19 protein-coding genes are annotated in these 23,150 nt (G+C 64.2%); 2 read left to right on the plus strand and 17 right to left on the minus strand.

The genetic code is table 11. From position 1 onward, the window contains the following. Positions 1-66: 66 nt before the first annotated feature. A complete protein-coding gene (locus V6093_RS03370; protein WP_108078574.1) occupies positions 67-876 on the minus strand; it encodes an AraC family transcriptional regulator in 810 nt (269 codons plus the stop codon). Between the two features lie 131 nt (positions 877-1,007). Here V6093_RS03370 and V6093_RS03375 point away from each other — a divergent pair, with 131 nt between their 5' ends. Next, positions 1,008-1,631 carry a LysE family translocator gene (locus V6093_RS03375; RefSeq protein ID WP_003248288.1) on the plus strand — a complete coding sequence of 208 codons (624 nt, stop codon included), beginning with the start codon at positions 1,008-1,010 and terminating at the stop codon, positions 1,629-1,631. Here the strand turns inward: V6093_RS03375 and V6093_RS03380 are convergent. The 15 genes from V6093_RS03380 to V6093_RS03450 all read right to left on the minus strand — a co-directional run bounded on the left by V6093_RS03380 (position 1,628) and on the right by V6093_RS03450 (position 19,277). Continuing rightward, positions 1,628-4,102 carry an autotransporter outer membrane beta-barrel domain-containing protein gene (locus V6093_RS03380; protein ID WP_406669704.1) on the minus strand — a complete coding sequence of 825 codons (2,475 nt, stop codon included), beginning with the start codon at positions 4,100-4,102 and terminating at the stop codon, positions 1,628-1,630. The two genes, V6093_RS03375 and V6093_RS03380, sit on opposite strands and share 4 nt — an antisense overlap. A 112-nt stretch (positions 4,103-4,214) precedes the next feature. Beyond that, positions 4,215-4,490 carry a peptidylprolyl isomerase gene (locus tag V6093_RS03385; RefSeq protein WP_014860332.1) on the minus strand — a complete coding sequence of 92 codons (276 nt, stop codon included), beginning with the start codon at positions 4,488-4,490 and terminating at the stop codon, positions 4,215-4,217. 87 nt (positions 4,491-4,577) lie between these two features. Further along, the gene (locus V6093_RS03390; protein WP_406669705.1) at positions 4,578-6,530 is read right to left on the minus strand and encodes an acetoacetate--CoA ligase; all 1,953 of its coding nucleotides are present in this window, start codon (positions 6,528-6,530) and stop codon (positions 4,578-4,580) included. Positions 6,531-6,621: 91 nt separating this feature from the next. Then, positions 6,622-7,101 carry a serine protease inhibitor ecotin gene (gene eco / locus V6093_RS03395; RefSeq protein WP_265978785.1) on the minus strand — a complete coding sequence of 160 codons (480 nt, stop codon included), beginning with the start codon at positions 7,099-7,101 and terminating at the stop codon, positions 6,622-6,624. A 55-nt stretch (positions 7,102-7,156) separates the two neighbouring features. Further along, a complete protein-coding gene (hbdH, locus tag V6093_RS03400) occupies positions 7,157-7,927 on the minus strand; it encodes a 3-hydroxybutyrate dehydrogenase (protein WP_108078571.1) in 771 nt (256 codons plus the stop codon). Between the two features lie 10 nt (positions 7,928-7,937). Beyond that, entirely contained in the window at positions 7,938-9,329 is a 1,392-nt protein-coding gene (locus V6093_RS03405) for a GntP family permease (RefSeq protein WP_265978782.1), read from the minus strand. Between the two features lie 225 nt (positions 9,330-9,554). Then, positions 9,555-10,937: a sigma-54-dependent Fis family transcriptional regulator gene (locus tag V6093_RS03410; protein ID WP_108078569.1), complete on the minus strand. Its 1,383-nt coding sequence runs from the start codon at positions 10,935-10,937 to the stop codon at positions 9,555-9,557. A 59-nt stretch (positions 10,938-10,996) separates the two neighbouring features. Next, a complete protein-coding gene (locus tag V6093_RS03415) occupies positions 10,997-12,013 on the minus strand; it encodes an ABC transporter permease (RefSeq protein ID WP_047604876.1) in 1,017 nt (338 codons plus the stop codon). Continuing rightward, positions 12,013-13,071 (minus strand): microcin C ABC transporter permease YejB, encoded by a 1,059-nt coding sequence (locus V6093_RS03420; protein ID WP_014860337.1) that lies wholly within the window; start codon positions 13,069-13,071, stop codon positions 12,013-12,015. Before V6093_RS03420 ends, V6093_RS03415 begins: the two co-directional genes overlap by 1 nt. After that, complete coding sequence (locus tag V6093_RS03425; RefSeq protein WP_108078568.1) at positions 13,068-14,867, minus strand: extracellular solute-binding protein; 1,800 nt, start codon at positions 14,865-14,867, stop codon at positions 13,068-13,070. The genes V6093_RS03420 and V6093_RS03425 overlap by 4 nt, the downstream gene beginning before the upstream one ends. Positions 14,868-15,009: 142 nt before the next feature. After that, positions 15,010-15,291, minus strand: a complete 282-nt coding sequence (locus tag V6093_RS03430; RefSeq protein WP_003248318.1) for a peptidylprolyl isomerase — start codon at positions 15,289-15,291, stop codon at positions 15,010-15,012. Between the two features lie 80 nt (positions 15,292-15,371). Next, the gene (locus V6093_RS03435; protein ID WP_003248320.1) at positions 15,372-16,433 is read right to left on the minus strand and encodes a 3-deoxy-7-phosphoheptulonate synthase; all 1,062 of its coding nucleotides are present in this window, start codon (positions 16,431-16,433) and stop codon (positions 15,372-15,374) included. A gap of 554 nt (positions 16,434-16,987) precedes the next feature. Next, positions 16,988-17,539, minus strand: a complete 552-nt coding sequence (locus V6093_RS03440) for a YbhB/YbcL family Raf kinase inhibitor-like protein (RefSeq protein WP_003248323.1) — start codon at positions 17,537-17,539, stop codon at positions 16,988-16,990. A 49-nt stretch (positions 17,540-17,588) separates the two neighbouring features. Further along, positions 17,589-17,897, minus strand: a complete 309-nt coding sequence (locus V6093_RS03445) for a hypothetical protein (protein ID WP_003248325.1) — start codon at positions 17,895-17,897, stop codon at positions 17,589-17,591. A gap of 81 nt (positions 17,898-17,978) precedes the next feature. Further along, complete coding sequence (locus V6093_RS03450; RefSeq protein WP_003248327.1) at positions 17,979-19,277, minus strand: MFS transporter; 1,299 nt, start codon at positions 19,275-19,277, stop codon at positions 17,979-17,981. 427 nt (positions 19,278-19,704) lie between these two features. On the opposite strand from V6093_RS03450, the gene V6093_RS03455 reads away from it, so the two are divergent. Next, the gene (locus V6093_RS03455; protein ID WP_003248329.1) at positions 19,705-20,580 is read left to right on the plus strand and encodes an AEC family transporter; all 876 of its coding nucleotides are present in this window, start codon (positions 19,705-19,707) and stop codon (positions 20,578-20,580) included. Positions 20,581-20,625: 45 nt separating this feature from the next. Here the strand turns inward: V6093_RS03455 and V6093_RS03460 are convergent, their stop codons facing one another. Then, entirely contained in the window at positions 20,626-23,142 is a 2,517-nt protein-coding gene (locus V6093_RS03460; protein WP_064614356.1) for an excinuclease ABC subunit UvrA, read from the minus strand. Positions 23,143-23,150: the final 8 nt, after the last annotated feature.

A 23,150-nucleotide genomic window follows, 5' to 3' on the forward strand; every position in this document is an offset into this window, starting at 1 on the left:
GAAAAACCGCAGTCTGCTGCCGGGCCCGTTCTGGCGTATTGAACAATATTGCACCTGCAGCGGCCTTCAGTTTCCGCGGTACTGCCCCGGCGTAACCCCCACATGGGCCTTGAACACCCGCTGGAAATGGCTCTGGTCAGCAAAGCCAAGCTGGTAGGCCACTTCCGCCAGGGCCAGCCCTTCACTCAACAGTTGCCGCCCGCGATTGACCCGGGCATTGAGCAGGTAGGCATGCGGGGTAAACCCGGTAGCCGCTCGAAACGCGCGGATCAGTTGATAGCGCCCAAGCCCGGCCTCCCGCGCCAATACCTCCAGGCTCAATTGCGCAGGGTCCTGGTGTTCGATGCGTGCAAGCAACCCGCTCAAGGTGGCGGCTTTCAGGACGGGGGCCGCTGCCAGCGGTGGGTGCGCGGCAACGTCCAGGTCCCCCAGAAAGGCAATCAGCGCCGCATCTTTCTCGCCGTTGCAGGCACTGGAAAACAGTAACCTGTTCAGCGCGCAGAACTGCCGATATACCTCAGCCTCCCTGCAGATACGCACCGGTTCGCCGGCTTCGATACCGCCAAAGCCCGACTCCAGGCGTAACTGCGTCAGCCAGTCGGCATCCACATGCAGCATCTGATAGCTCCACGCCAGGCCGGGGGCCGGGTTGCAGGCATGTACGCGGTGGGCCGGGACCAGTACCAGCGTGCCGGGCGCCAAGTGATGCTGCCCGTCGGCAGCCCCGGTGAAATGGCTGCGGCCAGCATCCACCGCACCGATGGAAAACGTCGGGTGGCTGTGGGCCTTGTAGCAGGCCCGGCTGTGGCAGGCGCGCCGGCTTTCGACATGTGCCAGGGCCGGGTCGCGCCACAGGGCGGCGTGGGAACGGGGCATTACAGGCTCCTCGGTATTGTCGGCAGGGTAACAGGTGCCGCGCACCCGTACAGTTTTTATCGCTGGCTGTTACTTGACCGCAGGGCCCGGAACGCGCCGAAATAGAGGGCTGTTGTCAGAGGAAAACGAGAATGGACCTTTCAAGCCTGCTGCTTTTCATCCCTGCCTGCTTTGCCTTGAACATGGCGCCAGGGCCCAACAACCTGTTGTCACTGCACAACGCCAGCCGTTACGGCCTGCGCACCGCCTGTGTGGCCGGCGCCGGCCGTATCCTTGCCTTCTGCGGCATGATCGCCCTGGCAGCGATGGGCCTGGCAGTGGTGTTGCATACCAGCGAATACCTGTTCCTGGCCATCAAGGTGGTGGGCGCGGCCTACCTGTTCTACATCGCCTGGCAACTGTGGCGCGCACCTGTGAGCGAGGCCGTGGTGGCAAGCGATCACCCAGGCGGCACTTGGCGCCTGGCGCGCCAGGAGTTCTGGGTTGCGGCCGGTAACCCCAAGGCCATCCTGATCTTCACCGCCTTCCTGCCGCAGTTCGTCTCGGTCGGTAGCAGCACCCCGGTGAGTGAGCAGTTCCTTTGGCTGGGTGTGTTGTTCCTGCTGCTGGAATGGGCGGCCATTGCCATCTACTCAGGCCTGGGCGCCTACATGCAGCGCTGGTTCAGCCAGCCCGGCCCACGCCGGATGTTCAACCGGGTCAGCGCTTCCTTGCTGGGTTGCGCGGGCCTCGGTCTGCTGGCTGCGCGCCGCTAGAACTGCCAGCGCACGCCCAGGTTAACGCCGCTTGCTTCCTGCTGGCGGCTGTCCAGGTTGGCGGTGTACTGCACGCCGCCATGCAGGCTCAGCGCTTCGTTGACCTGCGCGACCACACCGCTTTCCAGTTGCACTGAGGTATAGCGGTAATCGGTCTTGATCTTGTCTGCGTCATCGAAGCTCAAGGTGTCGCGCCCACCGTCGCCGTGCCACAGGTTGACCTGCGCAAAGGGCTGCAACAGGCGCCCGCTGCTCCCCGTGAACGCACCCTCCAGGCGCAGGCCCAAGCGGCCGGTCAGCTCGACCTGGGCGTCATGACGGATGCGCGAGACGCCGTCGCTGGCGCTGTCCAGCGCGACCTTTTGCGCAATCAGCTGAGCTTGCGGTTCCACGCGCCAGTGCTCGGACAGGGTGATGGGGTAGCCCGATTCCAGTGAAGCTGTCCAGGCGTGGCCGTCGAGGTTCAGCGTGTCGCCACGCTCGGAGCGGGCGCGGCCATCCAGGCGGGTGTATTGCAACACCGCGTCCAGGTACGCGCCCTGTGGCCCGACCAGCGTCCAGTAGGTGCCCACGCTGTCGCCATCGAGTTTCAGGTCGCCCACGCTGCGGTCGTGAACGGCCAGGGCAAACCCTTTGACGTCGGCGTCCAGGCGGCTATGGCTTACGTAGATACCGACATGCTGGCGGTAACCGTTCTCGCCAACCTTGGCATACAGGTCCTGGCCCACCTTGAAACCGTACAGGTCGCCATCCAGGCTCGGGCTGACCGTGCCGCTCCATTGCTGGCGCAGCGTGCCGCCGTAGGCTTGCCCCCAGCTGGCGGGCAGGGCGCTTTCACCCTGCAGTAACAGCTGGTCGCCCTGGCGTTGGTGGAAGGTGCCCAATGCCTGACGGGCGATGATCGCGGCACCCCGCGGCGCGGCGGCATACACCGGGACCTCGGGGCGGTACAGCGGCAGGCTTTGGCCCTGCACCGGCGCCGGCAGCTCGGCCTGGCCGGGCGCAGGCGCAGCGACGGGCGGGGTGACGGCCGGGGCGATCACTGGCGGCTCGCCCGGTGCCGGCACAGGGGCTGGAGCGGGTGGCGTAACCAGCGTCGAGCGCAGGTACCAGCTGTTTTCACTGCCGGCAGTGACGCCCCCTTTGAACAGCCGATAGTCGTAGGCACCGGCCGACAGCCTTTGGGTCTGTACAAAGGCGGTGGCCGTGCTGGTGGCGCCGTCACGGGCTTCGACCACCTGGATGCCGTTCTGCGCCGTCGCCGCGCCTGCGCCGTTGAGGTTGTTGATGAGCACCTGGGTAGAGCCGGCGATGGCGCCGCGGCTGATCACCAGGCGATCGGAAGCAGCGCCATCGCCGGCCAGCACGCTGTTCAGGCGCAGGGTGCCGTTGTTGCCGGTGTAATCGCCCTCGATGCTCAAGCGGCCCATGGCATCATTGCCGGCGGTGAGGTCAAGTGTGCCTGCGTTGCTGATTGCGGCGCGCTGGCCAGGGGCAAACGCAGTGATCACCCCTTGGCGTGAAGTGATGCTGCTGCTGGCGTCGAGGGTGAGGCTGCCCGTGCTGCTGTCACTGTCGCCCAGTACCAGCGTGTCATCCAGTGCCAGCCGGCTGCCGTTGTTCAGCGCCACGCGTTCCCAGTTCACATAGTGGGCACCGCCTGCCGGCTGGCTGGCATCGAACGTCAGGCTGTCGTCACCTTCGCCGCCGTCCAACGTGATACTCAGTACCTCGGGCGTAAGGCCTTTGAGCAGTGCCGTGTCATCACCTGGGCCGGCATCCACGCGCCCGACAATACGGCCTCCGTCCCAGGTGAAGCGGTCGTTGCCAGAGCTCAGCAACACATCGCCGCCAACCTGGCCACCGTGCACCAGCACCTGGTCGTCGCCACCGCTGACGCTGATGTTGCCGCCGATGTTGCCCTCGAAGACTTCGATGTAGTCCTTGTCGAAGGCCGCGATGACGTTCCGGTCGACGCTGCCGCCACGCATGATGAAGGTGTTCTCGTCCAGCCGCATGTTGACGTTGCCGATACGCCCGTCGTCCATTTCGGCATAGTCGCCGCTGTCGAACGTGCCCTTGATCCAGCCGCCGCTCATGTGAAAGGTGTCCAGGCCATCACCCTGGTTGAGGTTGCCTTCGATGACGCCGCCGCTCATGACGAAGTCATCGATGCCAGCGCCTTGGTTGACGTTTCCGCCGACGCTGCCAGAGGCCATGTCGATGCTGTCTCTGCCGGCGCCAAAGGTTACGTCGCCGGTGATGGCGCCGCTACCGGATGCCGGGAATACCAGGCGGTTATCGCCGCTGCTGTCCACCAACGCGGGTGCGGTGCCGCTGTCACAGGTGTAGGTGTCGTTACCCGGGCCGGGTGCGAAGGTGCAATTTGCTTGGGCGGGCGTGACCATGCCCAGCAGCGGGAGCGAACCCAGGGTCAGCATCAGGCGTAGACGCATCAGGAAAACCTCCATTCACCAGGGAAACCTGCGCACCACGCGTGGTGCACAGGGTTACCGGGGTTGTATAGAGGAGTGCGTCACGACCACAACTGGCAAAAATGTCAGGTGGCAAAGGGCTAGCGCGTTAGTCGCGGTAGAACGTTTGCACCAGGTGGTAGCCGAATTTGCTCTTGATCGGCCCGTGTACCACACGCAGAGGCTTCTTGAAGATCACCTGATCGATGGCGCCGACCATCTGCCCCGGGCGAATTTCGCCCAGGTCACCACCACGCTTGCCCGATGGGCAAAGAGAGAACTTTTTCGCGAGCACGTCGAAAGCCTCGCCGTTGGCGATGCGCTGCCTGAGCTTTTCGGCTTCGTCAGCGGTCTTGACCAGTATGTGGCGGGCTTGGGCTTTCATGGGCTACCTGTGCATCGGGGAAAAAGGCGGCATTATGCCTGATTGAATCCCGTTGAAGCGATCGCGCCCAAATGGCCGCGATGAATGTCAGCTCTTCAGCTCAGCACGATCGCGAAACTGCTCCAGCGCCTCCGGGTTGGCCAGGGCATCGGTGTTCTTCACCGGCCGCCCATGCACCACATCGCGAATCGCCAGTTCCACCAGCTTGCCACTGATGGTGCGCGGTATGTCGCTGACCTGGGCGATCACCGCCGGCACATGGCGGGGCGTGGTGTACTGGCGTATCACCTGACGGATGTGCTGGCGCAAGGCTTCATCCAGCTGCAGGCCGTCGTGCAGGCGCACGAACAGCACCACCCGCACATCCCCGTTCCAGTCCTGGCCGATGGCCACGCTTTCCACGACCTGTTCGACTTTTTCCACCTGGCGGTAGATCTCCGCCGTGCCAATGCGCACGCCGCCCGGGTTGAGCACGGCGTCGGAGCGACCGTGGATCACCATGCCCCCGCTGGCACGCTGCTCGGCGTAGTCGCCTTGGGCCCACACCCCCGGAAACTGGCTGAAGTAAGCATCGTGGTAACGGCGACCGTCCGGGTCGCTCCAGAAACCGAGTGGCATCGAGGGGAAGTTGCGCGTGCACACCAGCTCGCCTTTTTCGTCCACCACGGGCTGACCCTGCTCGTTCCACACCTCCACCGCCATACCCAGGCCCTTGCACTGGATTTCGCCGCGACGCACAGGCAGGGTCGGGTTGCCCAGCACGAAGCAGGAGACAATGTCCGTACCGCCCGACATGGACACGAGCCACAGGTCGGCCTTGATCTTGTCGTACACATAGTCATAGCTGTGCGGTGACAGCGGCGAACCGGTGGACAGCAGCAGCCGCAGGCTGATCAGGCAGTGGCTGTTGGCAGGTTCCAGGCCTGCCTGCTCCAGTGCCGCCAGGTACTTGGCGCTGGTGCCGAAGGCGTGGATGCCCTCGGCGTCTATCAGGTCCAGAAGCCGCTCGGGGCCTGGGTGGAACGGCGAGCCGTCGTACAGCACCAGCGTGGCACCCACCGCCAGGCCGCTGGCCAGCCAGTTCCACATCATCCAGCCGCAGGTGGTGTAGTAGAACAGCACGTCATCGGCCTTCAGGTCGTTGTGCAGGCCGTGTTCCTTGAGGTGCTGCAACAGCACGCCTCCGGCGCGATGGACAATGCACTTGGGCACGCCAGTGGTGCCACTGGAATAGAGGATGTACAGCGGGTGGTCGAACGGCAGCGGGGTGAAACGGGGCTCGCCGCCGGGCTGGAAGAAGTCATCCCACAGGCTGACGTTGGCTGCCTGGAATTCGTCGGCACGCGTGCCTTTGCGGGTATGGGGCACCACGATCAGTTGCTCCAGGCCAGGCAACTGCGCACACACCTGGTTGACCTTGGTCACCTGGTCGATGGCCTTGCCAGCATACTCGTAACCGGCGCAGACGATCAGCAGCTTGGGTTCGATCTGGCCGAAGCGGTCGATGATGCCGTGCACGCCAAACTCGGGCGAGGAGGTAGACCAGACCGCGCCAAGGCTGGTGCAGGCGAGCATGGCCACCAGTGTTTGCCAGGTATTGGGCATGATGGCGGCTACCCGGTCGCCCGGGACGATACCTGCAGCCTTGAATGCCATTTGCAGCCCGGCCACCTGTGCGGCCAGTTCGGCATGGGTGAACACTTCGCGTTGGCCGTCTTCGCGCACGGCGACCACGGCCGGGCGGTCGTCGCGGCGGCGCAGCAGGTGTTCGGCAAAGTTCAGGGTGGCATTGGCGAACCACTGTGCATCGGGCATTTGCGGCCCTTCGCTGAGCACCTGGCTGGGCGGCGTATGCCAATGAACGTGGAAATACTCGGCCAGGGTTTGCCAGAAGGCGGGGCGCTGTTCGATGCTCCAGCCGTGCAGGGCCTGGTAGTCGTTGAGTTGCAAGTTGTAGCGCAGGTTGACCCGGCGGCGGAAGGCATCCATCCGGCTGGCCTCGATCTGCGTTGTGGACGGGCGCCAGAGCACATCGTTCATGCCGAATCTCCTTTACCGGAACAAAACAGGCTCAGGGCAGGATCAGCCTTGTGGTGCGAAGAGGCTGACCCTGCAGAGAAAGGGGGCCTGCCTACTCTACTTTAGCCTTCTGCACATCCTGCGATGCCGACCACACGCGGTAACGCACTTCGACATCCTTGGGCACATACACCACCACCGGCAGCTTGCTGTTGTAGCGCAGCAGGAAGCCATCGCCGACCACCGGCACGAAGGCCTCGGTCTTCTTGCTGTCCGGGCAGGCCATCAGCGTGCTGGCCGGGCCGCTGACGTTGTCCAGGCGGTAGTAATTGTAGCCCCAGCCTTCCAGGGTGCGTGCTTCCAGGTTGCCGCCCAGGCGCTGACTATTGCAGTCGACCTGCAGCGTCTTGCCAGCCAGGATTTCCAGTTTATAGGCCGACTCGTCGGCCTGGGCCGGTAGGTGGATAACCTGCCGGGTGAAGCCTTTTTCCGCCTCGGGGTAGGGCGCGATGTCCTTCAGGCTGGCGGCCATCGCAGGTGCGGCGGCGGCCAGGCTCAGGGCCAGAATCGCGGTCATTGGGGTAGGGCGCATAAGGCCTCCTTGCTGATAAACGAATGCGGGACCGTTGCCAGGCCCAGGCCGCCCGTCACTGGGCCAACCAGCCACCGTCGACGTTCCAGGCGGCGCCGCGAACCTGGCTACCGGCCTCGCTGCACAGGAAGAGTACCAGCTCACCGAGGTGTTCGGGGGTGACGAAGGCCAGCGATGGTTGCTTTTCTGCCAGCAGATCGTGCTGCGCTTGCAGCCGATCGCCACCCTGGGCCGCACGATCGTCGATCTGCTTTTGCACCAGCGGTGTCAGCACCCAGCCCGGGCATATGGCATTGCAGGTGACATGACTGGTGGCGGTTTCCAGGCCGACCACCTTGGTCAGGCCGATTACACCATGCTTGGCTGCCACGTAGGCTGCCTTGCCCATCGAGCCGACCAGGCCATGCACCGAAGCGATATTGATGATGCGCCCCCAGTTGCGCGTGCGCATGCCCGGCAGCGCCAGGCGCGTGCCATGGAATACGGCCGACAGGTTCAGGGCGATGATCTTGTCCCAGCTTTCTGGCGGGAACTGCTCAACCGGTGCCACATGCTGGATACCGGCGTTGTTGACCAGGATGTCGACGCCGCCGAATTCACGTTCGGCCAGGTTGAACAAGGCCTCGATCTGGATCACCTCCGACAGGTCGGCCGGGTGATGCACAACCTTCACCCCGTGCCGGGCCATTTCCGCCATGGCGGGGCCCGGGTCGCCAAAGCCGTTGAGCACGATGTTGGCGCCAGCCCGGGCCAATACCTGGGCGATGCCCAGGCCAATGCCGCTGGTGGAACCGGTGACGAGTGCAGTTTTGCCTTCAAGGGTCATGCCATGCTCCTTAGACGATGCCAGTGGCGTAGAACGTGGCGATGACCACGAACACCGCCAGGGTCTTGATCAGGGTAATACCAAAAATGTCCTTGTAGGCCTCGCGGTGGGTGAGGCCGGTCACCGCCAGCAAGGTGATCACCGCGCCGTTGTGCGGCAGGGTGTCCATGCCGCCGCTGGCCATGGCGGCTACCCGGTGTAGCACTTCCAGCGGGATATCGGCCGCGTGGGCGGCGGCGATGAAGGTGTCGCCCATGGCCGCCAGGGCGATGCTCATGCCGCCCGAAGCGGAGCCGGTGATGCCGGCCAGCAAGGTCACGGTGATGGCTTCGTTCACCAAGGGGTTGGGGATGCCGCGCAGGGCATCGGCCAGCACCAGAAAGCCCGGCAGCGAGGCGATAACCGCGCCAAAGCCGTATTCCGAAGCGGTGTTCATGGCTGCCAGCAAGGCACCACCCACCGCGCTTTTGGTGCCTTCGGCCAGGCGTGTACGAATGGCGCCAAAGGCGCACACCAGGACCATCAGGATGCCCACCAACAACGCGGCCTGCACAGCCCAGATGGCCGTCAGCTTGGCCACGTCGCTTTGTACCGGTGCGCTCATGCCTGGCAATTGCAGGCTGTGACTGGGGCCGTACCATTGTGGTATCCAGTGGGTGAACACCAGGTTCATCACCCCCACCAGTATCAGCGGCGACAGCGCCAGCCAGGGGTTGGGCAGGCTCAGGTCGGCAGCGGTTTCCGGTTCGTTGCGCAAGTCGGTGCCATAACCTTCACCGGCGCGCAGGGCCTTGTTGCGCTGGCGCTGCAGGTAGGCCATGCCGGTAAAGAACACGAACAGCGTGCCGATCAGGCCCAGCCACGGTGCGGCCCAGGCGGTGGTGTTGAAGAAGGTGCTGGGGATGATGTTCTGGATCTGTGGGGTGCCGGGCAGGGCGTCCATGGTGAACGAGAATGCGCCCAGGGCGATGGTGGCCGGGATCAGGCGTTTGGGGATATTGCTCTGACGGAACATTTCGGCGGCGAACGGGTACACCGCGAACACCACCACGAACAGCGAAACACCGCCGTAAGTGAGCAGGGCACAGACCAGTACGATGACCAGCATCGCCTGGCGGGTGCCGAGCAGGCGGATGGCCGCGGCGACGATCGAGCGGGAGAAGCCGGACAGCTCGATCAGCTTGCCGAACACCGCGCCCAGCAGGAATACCGGGAAGTACAGTTTGATGAAACCGACCATTTTCTCCATGAACACCCCCGTGAACGCAGGGGCGACGGCAGCCGGGTCGGTGAGCAGCACAGCGCCGAGGGCGGCGATGGGGGCGAAGAGGATTACGCTGTAACCGCGGTAGGCGGCCAGCATCAGCAAGGCCAAAGCAGCGAGTGCGATGAGCACGGTCATCGGGGTGGGTCTCCTGGGTGAGTCTTGTTTTTATCGTTGAGCAGGAGATAGCGGGAATCGTGCCAACTATGTAACTGGCTGATTTGTAAGGGTTAAAGGGTTTTGTTAGAAGTCTGTGTCTACCTTCAGAGACGCCATGGGCTGCCTTACAGCCCATCGCTGGCTTGCCTGTGTTAAAGGGCGGAGCTCTGGCGGTAATCTCAAATAAGAAACAAAAGTCTCAAATCAGAGACCAAGTGCCACCATCTTCTTGTACAGCGTCGACCGCCCCAGCCCTAAGGCTGCCGCTGCCTCTGGCACTTTTCCTCCCTGTTCGGCCAGCGCCCCGGCAATCAGGTCGCGTTCAAAGGCCTCGCACGCGTCACGGTAGCTCTGCCGCACGGGCGCTTCAGCCAGCGGGCTCAATGGCCCCAATGCCGCACGCAGGTCCGCAACCCCCAACCGGGGCTGATCCGCCAGCAGGGTCGCGCGCTCCAGCACATTGCGCAGCTCGCGAATGTTCCCCGGCCACGCATGCCTGGCCAGCAGTTGCTGCGCTTCAGCTTCCAGCTCGTACTGGCTGCCCAGCTCAGCCAATATGGCCTCGCACAGCGCGGGCAGGTCCTCCAGCCGTTGCCGCAACGGCGGAACATCGATCGGCAGCACGTTCAGCCGGTAATACAGGTCGGCGCGGAAGGCCCCGCGGGCCATGGCTGCCTGCAGGTCGATGGAGGTGGCGGCAATGATGCGCACATCGCTGCGCAGCATCTGGTTCGACCCGACCGGTTCGTATTCCTTTTCCTGCAGCACCCGCAGCAGTTTGCTCTGCAGGGCCAGCGGCATGTCGCCGATCTCGTCGAGGAACAGCGTGCCGCCTTCGGCCAGTTGCAGCTTGCCGCTGCGGCCTTTGCGGTCAGCGCCGGTAAAGGCACCCGGCGCGGTGCCGAAGAATTCGGCTTCCAGCAACGTCTCGGGGATGGCGGCGCTGTTGATGCTGACAAAGGCTTTGTGTGCCCGTGCTGACGCTGCGTGAATGGCGTGGGCCAGCAGCTCCTTGCCGGTGCCGGTTTCGCCCAGCAGCAACACGGGCGAATCACTGCCGGCGCCACGCCGGGCGCGTCGCTTGGCTTCCAGGCTGGGCGCGCTGCTGCCTACGAACTGGGCGAAGCTGTATTTGGCCTGGCGGGCGCGCAGTTGCGAGCGGGTCGAGGCCAGTTCCTGCTGCATGCTGGCGTAGCGCTTGAGCAGCGGCGACAGGCTGCGCAGTTCGTCGAACAGGGCAAAGCCAATGGCGCCGATCAGCGCGCCCTGGTCATCGTGGATGGGCAGGCGCATGACCACCAACGGCTCGTTCGGCGTGTCGAGCATGTCCAGCAGGATGGGGCGGCCATTGCTCACCACGTCGCGCATCAGGCTGCCGGGGATCACCGTTTCGCACGGCTGGCCGATGGCACTGGCAGCGTCGGCCAGGCCAAAGCGCCGAGCGTAGCGTTCGTTCATCCAGACGATGCGCGCCTGGCGGTCGACGATCACCGTGCCTTCGCTGGACTGTTCGATGATCTCGAACAGCGAGCGGATCGCCAGTTGCCGTACCTGGGGGTAGTCCTTGAGGCTGTTGCTGTCGTGCATGGGTGAACATCCTGAATCATGTATTGGCACAAGCCCGCGAAAAGGCCTGGCCTGAAAACTCATCGTCGGGGGTCAAACGCCTCACGCAAGGCATCCCCGATAAACACCAGCAGTGACAGGATCACCGCCAGCGCAAAGAACGCGGTAAAGCCCAACCACGGCGCCTCCAGGTGCTGCTTGCCCTGGGTCACCAGCTCGCCCAGCGAGGCGCTGCCCGCTGGCATGCCAAAGCCCAGAAAGTCCAGCGCGGTCAGTGTGGTGATCGCCCCGGTCAGCATGAACGGCACATAGGTCAGCGTGGCAGTCATGGCATTGGGCAAGATGTGCCGCACCATTACCTGACTGTCCGGTAACCCCAACGCCCGCGCAGCCTTTACATACTCAAGGTTGCGCCCACGCAGGAACTCGGCGCGCACGACGTCGACCAGGGTCAGCCAGGAGAACAGCGCCATGATCCCCAGCAGCCACCAGAAATCCGGTTCGACGAAACCGCTGAGGATGATCAACAGATACAACACTGGCAACCCCGACCATACCTCCAGCAAGCGCTGGCCGAGCAGGTCGACCCAGCCCCCGTGGTAGCCTTGCAGGGCGCCCGCCGCCACGCCAATGAGCACACTGACCACGGTCAGGGCGAAGGCGAACAGCAGCGATACCCGCGTGCCATAAAGCACCCGCGCCAGCACGTCACGGCCTTGGTCGTCGGTGCCTAGCCAGTTGCTGGCGCTGGGCGGGCTGGGGGTGGGCACCTGCAGGTCGTAATTAGGTGTGTCGGCACTGAACGGGATAGGTGCGAACAGCATCCAGCCACCCTGTTCCGCGATCAGTTGGCGCACATAGGCGCTGCGGTAGTCGGGCTGAAACGGCAGTTGCCCGCCGAACTGCTGCTCGGTATAGCGTTTGAGCGCCGGAACGTACACATTGCCCTTGTAGCCCAGCAGCAGTGGCTTGTCGTTGGCCACCAGTTCGGCGCAAAGGCTCAGCAGCAGAAGGCCGGCAAACAACCACAGCGACACCCAGCCCAGGCGGTGGCGGCGAAAACGTTGCAGGCGACGGCGCGACAGGGGCGATAGCATCAGTGCGCCCTCGTATCGAAGTCGATGCGCGGGTCGAGCAGGGTGTAAGACAGGTCACCGAGCAGGCGAATCAGCAGGCCCGCCAGGGTGAAGATGAACAGCGTGCCGAACACCACCGGGTAGTCCCGCGACACCGCCGCCTCATAGCTCATGCGGCCCAGGCCATCGAGCGAGAAGATCACCTCGATCAGCAACGAGCCGGCAAAAAACACGGTGATCAGCGCCTGTGGCAGCCCGGCCACCACCAGCAGCATGGCGTTGCGCAACACGTGGCCATACAGCACGCGGCGTTCGCTAAGGCCCTTGGCCCGGGCAGTGACCACGTATTGGCGGGAAACCTCGTCGAGGAAGGCATTCTTGGTCAACAGCGTGAGGGTGGCGAACCCACCGATCACCAGGGCCGCGACCGGCAGCACCAGGTGCCAGAAGTAGTCGGCGACCTTGCCCAGCAGGCTGAGCTCGTCGAAATTGTCCGAGACCAGGCCGCGCACCGGGAACCAGTTGAGCGAAGTGCCGCCGGCAAACAGTACGATCAGCAGCAATGCGAACAGGAACGAAGGCAGGGCGTAACCGATCACGATCAACGCGCTGCTCCAGGCATCGAAGCGGCTGCCGTGGCGCATCGCCTTGCGGATGCCCAGCGGAATCGACACCAGGTAGGTGATCAGCGTGGCCCAGAAGCCCAGCGACAGGGTGACCGGCAACTTGTCGAGAATCAGGTCGGTGACTTTGGCGCCGCGGAAGAAGCTGTTGCCAAAGTCCAGCCGGGCATATTGGCCGAGCATCAACCAAAGCCGCTCGGGGGCGGATTTGTCGAAGCCATACTGGCGCTTGATCTCTTCGATCAGTTTGGGGTCCAGGCCGCGTGTGGCCCGGGATTCGCCATGGACCACTTCAGTTCGCGCGCCGGGTGCGCCGCCACCGAGGCCCTGCAGGCGTGCCACGGCTTGTTCCACCGGGCCACCCGGCGCGGCCTGGACGATGGCGAAATTGACCAGCAGGATTGCCAGCAGCGTCGGGATGATCAGCAACAGACGGCGCAGGATATAAGCGGTCATGGCGAGGCCTTCTGGCGTTCGGCCATCTGCGCGTTGGTCAGCGGGGTAGGGCTGACCTCCCACCAGGTGTCCAGGCCCTCGTCATAGGTGGCCTGGACCTTGGGCAGGCCGAAGCGGTTCCACCAGGCGGTGGAGCTGCCTGGCGGGTAGTAGTTGGGGATCCAGTAATAATTCCATTGCAGCACGCGGTCCAGGGCATGGGCGTGGCGCAGCATGTCGGCCTGGGTGTCGGCGCGGACCAGGCCGTCGATCAGGTGGTCTACGGCCGGGTCCTGCAAAACCATCAGGTTGTTCGAGCCGGGGTCGTGAGCGGCCGCCGAACCAAAGTAGTTGTACAACTCGGCACCGGGCGACAGGGTGACCGGGTAGCCGGTGACGATCATGTCGTAATCGCGCGCCATCAGCCGGTTGACGTACTGGGCCGAGTCGACATTGCGGATGTTCAGGGTCACGCCGATCTGGGCCAGGTTGCGCTTCCACGGCAGCAGCAGGCGTTCAAGGCCCGCCTGGCCATTGAGGAACGTGAACGCCAGCGGCGTGCCCTGGCTATTGACCAGGCGGTCGCCTTCGGGGTGCCAGCCGGCTTGTTCGAGCAGGGCCAGGGCCTGCAACTGCTGTTTACGGATGATCCCCGAGCCGTCGGTGACCGGGGCGGTGAACACCGTGGTGAACACTTCATCTGGCACTTGGCCGCGCAAGGAGCCGAGCAGCTTCAACTCGCCCGCATCCGGCAACTGGCGAGCGGCCAACGGCGTATTGGAGAACACGCTTTGCTGGCGGATGTACAGGTTGCGCATCATCTGCCGGTTGCTCCACTCGAAGTCCCATAACATACCCAGCGCCTGCCGCACACGGCGGTCCTTGAACTGCGGCTGGTCGAGGTTGAACACAAAACCCTGAGCCACTTGCGGTTTGGCCGGGCCCAGGTGGGCGCGCTGCAGGCGGCCGTCGTCCAGTTGCGCACCGTTGTAGCCCAAGGTGTAGGCCGTGGCGGAGAACTCACGGTTGTAGTCGTAGCCACCGCCTTTGAGTACCTGGCGCGCCACTTCGGTGTCGCCGAAGTACTCGATGCGCAGCTTGTCGAAATTGTAGCGGCCACGGCTGGCCGGCAGGTCACGCGCCCACCATGTCGGGTCGCGTTCGAAGGTGATGCTGCGGCCGTTGTCGATGCGCCCGATGCGGTATGGCCCGCTGCCAACCGGCTTGTCGAAGCCGGCACCGTTGGCAAAATCGCGCTGCTGCCAGTCGTGCTCGGGCATTACCGGCAGGCTGGCGAGGTCCAGCGCCAAGGTGCGGCCGTGCTCGGGCTTCAAGTCGAATCGCACGCTGTGCAGGCTTTCTACGGTCACGCCGGCCACGTCGGCGAACTGGGTCCGGTACTTCAGGCTGCCCTTGCTCATCAGCAGTTCGAAGGTGAAACGCACGTCTTCGGCGCGCACCGGCCTGCCATCGGCGAAGGTGGCGCGTGGGTCGATGTCGAAACGCAGCCACTCATCATTGGGGCCGCGCTCCATGCGCCGGGCGATCAGGCCGTAAACGGTATAGGGTTCATCGTAAGAGCGTACCGCCAGTGGCGCGTACAACAGACCATCGACTTCGCTGACACCGATGCCTTTGTCGATGTAGGGGAGGATATGGTCGAACTGGCCGATCTCGATGGCCGAACGGCGCAAGATGCCGCCCTTGGGGGCGTCGGGGTTTACATAGTCGAAATGCCGGAAGCTGGCGGCGTAGCGGGGGGCTTCGCCGTAGACCGTGAGGGCGTGGGTGGGAGCGGCCTGGACCGTAAAGCCCATGCACGAAAATACAAGCCCCCACAATACTTGTGGGAGCGGGTTTACCCGCGAATGCGTCGGAGCAGGCAACGAGGTTGTCTGGTCTGGCCTCTTCGCGGGTAAACCCGCTCCCACAGGGGGGCTGATCACCGGGAGGGGTGAATCAGTCCTGGCGGCTGGTCACTTCCAGCAGGTGGTAGCCGAACTGGGTCTTCACCGGGCCTTGCACAGTGTTGACTGGGGCGCTGAAGACCACGGTGTCGAATTCCTTGACCATCTGGCCTGGGCCGAACGAGCCCAGGTCACCGCCCTGACGGCTGGACGGGCAGGTGGAGTTGGCTTTGGCGATTTCAGCGAAGTCGGCGCCTGCTTCGATCTGGGCTTTGAGTTCGTTGCACTTGTCTTCGCTGCTGACCAGAATGTGGCGGGCGGTTGCACGGGCCATGGGTACTGCTCCTTGGGGGTAAAAAGGCAAGCCTAGCGCACTTGTCCGGGGTATGTCTCGCCAGGCTTACAACCTTCGGCCTACAGTTTTTGTGCCGCCTCACGCAACAGGGTTTCGGTGGAGGCCCAGCCCAGGCAGCCGTCGGTAATCGACACACCGTATTTCAGTGTGCCCTTGCCCAGCGCCTGGCAGCCATCGAACAAGTGCCCTTCGATCATGACGCCGACCAACGAACGGTCGCCGGCCAGGCGCTGTTCCAGCACATCATTGAAGACCGCTGGCTGGCGCGCCGGGTCCTTGCCGCTGTTGGCGTGGCTGCAATCGACCATGATCCGTGCCTGCAGACCGGCCTTGGCCAACGCCTGACGGGCCATGGCGATGCTGTTGGCATCGTGGTTCGGGCCTTTGTGGCCGCCACGCAGTACAAGGTGTGTGTCAGGGTTGCCCAAGGTCTCGATGATCGCCGGGTGGCCCTGTGCATCCATACCGAAGTGGCGGTGTGGGTGGGCCGCGCTGCGCATGGCGTCGCTGGCGATGGCGATACCGCCGTCCGTACCGTTCTTGAAGCCGACCGGCAGCTCCAGGCCACTGACCATTTCGCGGTGGATTTGCGATTCGGTGGTGCGTGCGCCGATCGCGGCCCAGGCCAACAGGTCGTCGAAGTAGCCGGCAGCCATCGGTTGCAGCAACTCGGTAGCAATCGGCAGGCCGCGTTCGATCATGTTCAGCATCAGCCCGCGAGACAAGGCGATACCCGAGTGCATGTCGTCACTGCCATCGAGGTGCGGGTCGTAGGCCAGGCCTTTCCAGCCTACTGTAGTACGCGGTTTTTCGACGTAGGCGCGCATCACCAGCAGCAGCTTGTCGTTGACTTCGCGGCCAAGGGCGGCCAGGCGGTCGGCGTATTCCAGGGCCGAGCGCGGGTCATGAATCGAGCAGGGGCCGACGATGACCAGCAGGCGCGGGTCGCGGCCTTCGAGGATGTTGCGGATGGCCTGGCGATGGGCCTGGACTTGCTGTGCCAGTTCGCTGGGCAGTGGCATCTGTTGCTTGAGCAGGTGCGGGCTGGGCAGGCGTTTGCTGACAGTGGTGTTGGCCGCTTGCGGCTGGGTCAGGGGCAGGGCGAGGCTGGAAGCGTGCATGGCGTTTTTCCCTGGGCGGACAGCGGGTTCAAGCCCGCATGGTCGGCCCTATCGAGGTGTTCGACAGATCGTTGAATTCGTATTGGCTGCTGCATTGCCACCTGTAGAAGACCGATCGGAGGCGGCAGGCTGGCCCGAACGGGATTGGCTAAATCGCCAGGCGCAGGTGTTTGCGTAGTAATAAGTGGCGTAGTTCATGAATCTGTCCTCAAAGTGAATCGGTGTTGGTCAAAGGCCTGAAAAACAAAACCCCCGGTCGGGAAGCCGACCGGGGGTTTGAGTATTCTCATGTTCGGCGGCCCCTCGAAGGTGGGCGCCGGGTGGGTATCGGCGCCTAGTGGCTAAACCAATACCCAAAGTAATAGCTGGCAGGTGCCACGCAGCCGGCAACGGCCAGCACAGGGCGCAGGCTGCGACCGGTGTGGTTGGCGGGGTTGCGGGTGTGTTTCGGCATGTTGCTCTCCAGTGAATGAGCCCGAGCTTACTTCAGTTCGTGCGGGCCATTCAATGGATAAATGCTATAGGGCCGATCATTTATTTTTGTACTGACTGGTTCAATGGCCGTAGCGCCCGACCAGACTCTGCGCCCCCAGGGCGTGGCCTTGCAGCAGTTGCAGCAGGCCGCTGCGGTCCAGCCCCTCGGGCAAGGTACCCAAGGGCAGGTCGGTGGCAATCAGGGTCAGGGCGTAATGATGGGGGTTGTCGCCGGCGGGTGGACAGGGGCCGCGGTAGCTCTGGGTGCCACGGGAGTTGCGGCCCACTGTCACGTAGGGCCCGCTCAACCCCGCCATGCCTTCCTTGAGCCCATCCTGTTCGGGATCGATGTTGTAGGCCACCCAGTGCACCACACCCACGCCCTTGCCACCGTCCGGGTCGAACATGATCAGGGCCAGTGATCGCGTACCTGCGGGCAGGTTGTCCCAGCTCAGTTGCGGGGTTCGCTCTTCACCGGCCCCACATGCCGGGTCCTGGCCGACCTGTTGCAGGGCAATGACGCCGCCATCGGTGAAAGACGAGGAACTGACCGACATCGCGCCTTGGCCGCCCGCGGCGGCCAACGCTGTGCAGGGCAGCAACGCAGCGAACAGCCAGTGTCTGAGGTGCATGGTCAATCCTTGGCAGGGCGTCAAGGGCTTAGTCTAGTCCAGGTCAGCCTCAGCGGCTGTCCTGGTCCTCGGCAGTGCCTCCGCTGGCTCCGGCACCAGAGCCGGTGGCTTCGCCGGTGCTGTTGGAGCCGCCAGAGGCACCGTCGGCGGCATCGGCGTTGCTGCCGGTGTCACTGCTGTCGTTACCTTTGCTGCTACCGGGGCTGTTGACGCTGCTGCCTTCCCCGGCGGTCTTGCCGCCGGATTGGTCAGTTTGCGGATGGCTGTCGGTATGGGTGTCGGTGGCGGCGAAGGCAGCGCCGGTCAGGCTGGTCAGGGCCAGCGCCAGGCACAGGGACAGCGGGCGAATGCGGATCATGGGACTTCTCCTTTGTGCAAGACCTGTCATTCGTTTGGCTGGCAGCTGCTGGCGAGGTGCCTTCTGGGCGACGAGTGGCAATCAACAAGATTCCGAGCGCTGAGCGGGTGCCGGGGTTTCGACCGGCTCCAGCGGCGGATGCTCCTGCGCCGCATGCATCAGGTCTTCGGTCACCCGCAACTCGGCACCGGTTGGCGAGAAGGTGGTCGAAGCGGTGAACGGCGCAGGGTGCTCTGCCGCCGGGCGCTTGCCGCGGCGCCACATGAAGAAGCACACCATGGCCAGATTGACCACGGCAAACGCCCAGAACAGCCCAGCCTCGCCAAACTCGGTCATCATCGGCGAAATGGCCACCGGTGCCATGGCCGAGCCCAGCGAGTTGATCAGCAGCAGGCCCTGGATCATCGGCACCAGCGCATCGGACGGCGCGCGGTCGGCCGCATGGCTGACCGCCACCGGGTACAGGGTGAACACGCCACCACCCAGCAGGAACAGCATGGCCGGCAGCAGGAACGAGTCCGATGGCAGGAACACCGTTACAAGCGACAGGACAACGCACAACGCGGCCAGCGCGAGCAGCACATCGAGGCGGTCCTTGCGGTCGGACCAGCGCCCGACCGGGTATTGCAGCAGCATCGCGCCAAGAATCACCCAGGCCATCATGTTGCCAACCTCACCCACCTCCAGGCCGATGCGCTGAAGGTACAGTGGCAGCAGCGCATAGATGCCGGCAATCGCTACACCCGAGCCGAAGCAGCCGACCAGGCCCGACGGTGCCACGCCCAGCAACTGGCGGGGTTTGAGGGGTTCGACCTGGTCCAGCAGCGGAGACACCCGCGGCAGGATCACGATCGGCAGCACCGACAGGGCGGCCAGCACGCCGGCCAGCATGAACGGGGCGGTATCGCCTAGCTGGGTGATTTCGCCAAGGCCGGCCTGGGCGATCACCCCGGCGCCGTAGAAGGCGATCATGTACAGCGCCAGCAGGCGGCCGCGGATTTTCGCGTCGCCAGCCAGCAACAGCCAGCTTTCGATCACCAGGAACACGCCCACTGCAGCCCAGCCGTTGATCAGGCGTAGCACCGACCACCAGGTGACCTCGTAGAACAACCCTTGCAGCAGGATGGTCACGGCGATCAGCGAGGCGAAGCTGGTGTAGGCGCGGATGTGGCCGATGCGCAGGATCAGCCGGTCGTTGAAGATGGCGCCGAGGGTCAGGCCGATGAAGTAAGTCGACGAGACGATACCAATGGTGGTTGCAGACTCACCGGCGGCGCCCAGGCGCAGGGTGGTCAGGGAAGACATGAAGCCGTTGCCCAGGGCAATGATGAACAGCCCGAGCAGGGGCGCCAGCGCCATGGCCAGCAAACGCGGAGACATACGTACCTCTAGTTGGATGAGCGGAATGAGCACCTTCTCGGCGCGCACACCGGCTCGACCCGGCAAGGGGCGAGTGGCGACACGGATGCGACCTGGGCAAGACTCAACCGCTGGGCGTTATGGGAGATGGGCCGGGCGGGGAGGGTTGAGCCTACTTCACATGTGCGTTCATGTGTTCAGGCGCTGACTCTGTCATTGCTACTGGTTGCCACCGTTCAAGGCGACGGGCGAAAAGGAAGCGGGATTCTACGGGCTTGGACGCTTTTGCCCAAGGGGCCTGGGTGTGCGACGAGACGCCGCAGTCTCAGCGCGACATGAACATGTCTTCCACAGACATTTTCGATGGCGGCGCCTGCGTGCGGTGAGATCGGCCCGGTACTCTCACTGAGTGCGGCATAATGCTGAACCCCACCAAGGAAGGCCCCCCATGTTCGCGTCGCTGTTCGCAGTCCTGGCCCCGGTTTTCATCGTCGCCGGCATTGGTTTTGCCTGGGCCCGCAAGGGCCTGGATTACCCCACTGATTTCATCGCCCGGGTGGTGATGACCGTCGGCACACCTTCGCTGGTACTGTCCACCCTCAGTCGTACCGACCTGGACCCGAATGCCTTTACCAGCATGGCCGTGGCGTGCTTGCTGTGCACCTTGGGGATGGCCTTGGCCGCTTTGCTGGTGTGTCGCGCGTCGGGCATGCACTGGCGGGTACTGCTGCCGGCGTTCATGTTCCCTAATACCGGCAACATGGGCCTGCCGATCAGTCTGTATGCCTTCGGTGAGCATGGCCTGGCCCTGGCCGTGGCATTTTTCCTGACCCTGTCGATCGTTCAGTTCACCATCGGCATGGCCATCTCCGGCACGGCGGCTTCGCTCAAGGCGTTGCTGCGCAACCCTATCGTCATCAGCCTGGCCGGCGGCATGCCCATCATTTTTCTCGATTTCGAACTGCCGCGTTGGCTGGCCAATACCGCAGACCTGCTGGGCGGCATGACCATTCCGCTCATGCTGCTGACCCTGGGGGTGTCACTGGCCAGCATTCGCCTGCGTCACGTGGGCAGCGGCATGCTGCTGGGCGGTTTGCGCATTGGCCTGGGGGCTGCGGTGGGCTGGGCAGTGGGCGCGGTACTGGGTATGGACAGCCTGGAGCGTGCGGTGCTGATGGTGCAGTCGGCGATGCCGGTAGCCGTGTTCAACTACCTGATGGCGGTGCGGGCCAACCGTGAGCCAGAGCAGGTGGCGAACCTGGTGATGTGTTCTACGGTGCTGTCGTTTGCCTGGTTGCCGGTGGTGCTGGCTTGGTGGATGTAAGCGATAGGCAACGACAGCAATTTCCGTTGAGTCAATGCGCAAGGCTCACAAGGCCTTGGCCAAAAACGCCGCCGTGCGGCTGTCGGTACATGCCGCCACCACCTGCGGCGTGCCGCTGACCACCACCTTGCCCCCGGCATCGCCAGCCCCCGGCCCGATATCGATCACCCAGTCGCTCTGTGCCACCACTCGCATGTCATGTTCGACCACCACCACGCTATGCCCGCTTTCTACCAGGCGGTTCAGCTGTACCAGCAGCCGGTCGATGTCCTGCGGGTGCAAGCCGTTGGTGGGCTCATCCAGCACATACAGGGTCGCCCCGCGGGCCATGCGCTGCAGTTCGGTCGCCAGCTTGATCCGCTGCGCTTCACCACCGGACAGCTCGGTGGCCGGTTGGCCCAGACGCAAGTAGCCCAGGCCGATATCCTGCAGCACCTGCAGGCAACGGCGGGCAGGCGGTTGCTCGGCAAAAACCTGCAGGGCCTGGTCGACGGTCAACTGCAGCACTTGCGCGATGTTCATGCCTTGCCAGCTCACCGCCAGGGTTTCGGGGTTGTAGCGGGCACCCTGGCAGGTCGGGCAGGGCGCGTACACGCTGGGCATGAACAGCAGCTCGACGCTGACGAAACCCTCTCCCTCGCAGTTGGCGCACCGGCCCTTGGCAACGTTGAAGGAAAAGCGCCCGGCGTCGAAGCCCTGTGCCTTGGCCTGCTCGGTCGCCGCGAAGCATTTGCGCACGTGGTCGAACAGGCCTGTGTAGGTGGCCAGGTTGGAGCGCGGCGTGCGGCCGATCGGCTTCTGGTCAACTTGCACCAGCCGCTTGATGCTGCCAAGCCCGGCGCTTACGTGGCCGCTGCTGGTCTGTTCAGGTTCGTCTTCCAGGCTTTGCGCTTCGGGCTCGCTAGGTTGCTCGGCATGGCCCAGGTGTGCCCCCACCAGTTCCAGCAGGGCCTGGCTGACCAGGCTGGATTTGCCCGAGCCGGAAATACCGGTAACGGCGGTAAAGCAGCCCAACGGAAATGCGGCGCTCAGGTTATCGAGGTTATTGCGCGTGATGCCTTCAAGCTTCAGCCAGTCGCGTGCTTGGCGGGGGGCGCGTGTGGCCTGTACCGGGGCATCGAACAGGTAGGTGCGGGTGCATGACTGTTGCACCTCGGCCAGGCCGGCGGGCGGCCCGCTGTAGAGGATGGTGCCGCCGTGTTCGCCGGCAGCTGGCCCTACATCCACCAGCCAGTCGGCGCGGCGCATGGTGTCCAGGTCATGCTCCACCACATACACCGAGTTGCCAGCCTGTTTCAGGCGCTGCAGGGCTTCGAACAGCGCTTCACTGTCGGCCGGGTGCAAGCCGGCCGACGGCTCGTCGAGTACGTAAACCACCCCAAACAGCTGCGAATTCAGCTGGGTGGCCAGGCGCAGGCGTTGCAGTTCACCAGAAGACAAGGTCGGGGTGCTGCGCTCCAGGGCCAGGTAACCGAGGCCGAGGTCAAGCAGCGTATCAATGCGTTCGAGCAGTTCTTTGGCGATACGTTGGGCCGCCAGGCGTTTTTCCAGTGTCAGCTCGTCCTGCTGCCGGGTCAGGTAGTCGGCTGCCGCCACCTTGCGGAACACCTCAGCCAGCGCCTGCAACGACAGGTGCGACAGTTCGGCGATGTCCAGCCCGGCGAAGGTCACGGCCAGCGCTTCGCGCTTCAGGCGTTTGCCCTGGCACAGCGGGCAGGGGCTGGGGCGCATGTACTGGGCCACACGCTTGCGCATCTGCGCGCTCTGCGAGTGCATGAAGGTATGCAGCACGTAACGGCGGGCACCCATGAACGTGCCTTGATAGCTGGGCTCCAGCTTGCGCTTGAGCGCTTCGCGGGTCTGCGCCGGGGTCAGGCCGGCATACACGGGGGCGGTGGGCGTCTCTTCAGTGAACAAGATCCAGTCGCGCTGCGCCTGAGGCAGGTCGCGCCAAGGGATATCGACGTCATAGCCCAGCGTGACCAGAATGTCGCGCAGGTTTTGCCCTTGCCACGCCATTGGCCACGCCGCCACCGCACGCTCACGAATGGTCAGCGACGGGTCGGGAACCATGGTCGCTTCGGTCACCTCGTAGACACGGCCCAGGCCATGGCACTGCGGGCAAGCGCCCTGGGGCGTGTTCGGAGAAAAGTCTTCGGCGTACAGCATCGCTTGCCCGGCCGGGTAATGGCCTGCGCGGGAGTAAAGCATGCGGATCGAACTGGACAAGGTGGTCACGCTACCCACCGAGGAGCGTGCACTCGGTGTGCCGCGTTGCTGCTGCAGGGCCACCGCCGGCGGCAGCCCGTCGATGGCATCGACATCCGGCACGCCAACCTGGTCGATCAGGCGCCGGGCATAGGGCGCCACCGATTCGAAATAACGCCGCTGGGCTTCGGCATACAGCGTGGAGAACGCCAACGAGGACTTGCCCGAGCCGGACACGCCGGTGAACACCACCAAGGCATCGCGGGGAATATCGACATCGATGTTCTTCAGGTTGTGCTCGCGGGCGCCACGGACGCGGATGAAACCGCTTGGGGTGGTCGGGCTTGGAGGCATGAAGCAGT

The sequence above is a fragment of the Pseudomonas putida group bacterium ESBL64 genome (assembly GCF_045277175.1).
GTDB classification, from domain to species: domain Bacteria; phylum Pseudomonadota; class Gammaproteobacteria; order Pseudomonadales; family Pseudomonadaceae; genus Aquipseudomonas; species Aquipseudomonas alloputida.